General features: G+C 57.2%; 1 protein-coding gene and 1 pseudogene. Both read right to left on the bottom strand.

Translation table 11 applies throughout. The features are described from left to right. Positions 1-452: pseudogene (locus JW499_RS21445) on the bottom strand (4-hydroxy-2-oxovalerate aldolase); the annotation flags it as partial. Between the two features lie 15 nt (positions 453-467). Continuing rightward, on the bottom strand, positions 468-1,337 hold an 870-nt coding region (locus tag JW499_RS21440), incomplete at its 5' end, for an acetaldehyde dehydrogenase (acetylating) (protein WP_205212494.1).

Below are 1,337 nucleotides of genomic sequence, written 5' to 3'. Positions count from 1 at the left end.
AGAATCTTCTCCGGGCTGGCCATGTGTGCCATCATCAGGAAACCGACGGTATCCATCTCCAGCTTGGCGGCCAGACCGATGTGCTGCTCAGTCACATCAGCTTCGGTACAGTGACTGGCCACCCGGATAGTATTCACACCCAGATCTTTCGCCATCCGCAGGTGATCGACCGTGCCGATCCCGGGCAACAGCAGGGCGGAGACTTTGGCGTTTTTCAGTTTCGGAATCACAGCACCGAGATACTCCTCATCGCTGTGGGCCGGGAAACCATAGTTCACCGAAGTGCCCCCCAGACCATCACCGTGGGTCACTTCGATCAGGGGCATACCGGCATCATCCAATGCCGTGGCCACACTGACCATCTGTTCCAGAGAGATCTGGTGACGCTTGGCGTGCATACCGTCCCGCAGACTCATGTCGTGGAGGACTACTTTTTTACCTTTCAGATTCATCGTTCTCTCCTCCACTTAGCCGCGTGCCGGCAGGGTAATGGTGCCGTTAGCGGCTTCTTCCGCAAACATCTCTGCTGTGCGCAGCCCCGCGGCGGTCATGATGTCCAGGTTTCCGGCATACTTCGGCAGATAATCTCCCAGACCTTCCACTTCCATAAACATAGAGACGCGGTTGCCATCAAACACCGGACCGTTGACCAGGTGGTAACCGGGCACATATTTCTGCACCTCTTTCACCATGGCGTGAACGGAGGCGGTAATGGCGGCCTGATCCGGCTCGCCTTCAGTCAGACAGTGCACGGTGTCACGCATCATCAGCGGTGGCTCAGCGGGGTTGATAATGATGATCGCTTTACCTTTTTTCGCGCCGCCGACCTTTTCCACGGCACCGGCGGTAGTACGGGTAAACTCATCGATGTTTTTGCGGGTGCCGGGACCGGCGGATTTAGAGGAGACGGTGGCGATGATTTCACCGTACTCGACTGGCTGCACGCTGGATACCGCCGCCACCATCGGAATGGTCGCCTGACCACCGCAGGTGACCATATTGACGTTCATCTCCAGGTTTTGTGCGTGTGCCCGCAGGTTGACGGGTGGCACACAGAACGGGCCAATCGCCGCCGGGGTCAGATCGATCATAATCACGCCCAGTTCGTTCAGCTTGCGGCTGTTCTCAGCATGGACATAGGCCGAAGTGGCATCGAAAGCGATGCGGATATCATCTTCGATGACGTGCGGCAGCACCCCATCAACACCGTCAGCAGTGGTTTTAATACCCATCTCCCGGGCGCGTTTCAGGCCATCGGATTCCGGGTCGATCCCCACCATCCAGACCGGTTCGATCCACTCAGACCGTTTCATCTTCATCAGCAAGTCGGTACCGAT

The organism is Amphritea pacifica (genome assembly GCF_016924145.1).
Classification (GTDB): Bacteria; Pseudomonadota; Gammaproteobacteria; order Pseudomonadales; family Balneatricaceae; genus Amphritea; species Amphritea pacifica.
Note: the sequence above shows the minus strand (reverse complement) of the source record. Positions and strands in the feature narration are given on the sequence as shown.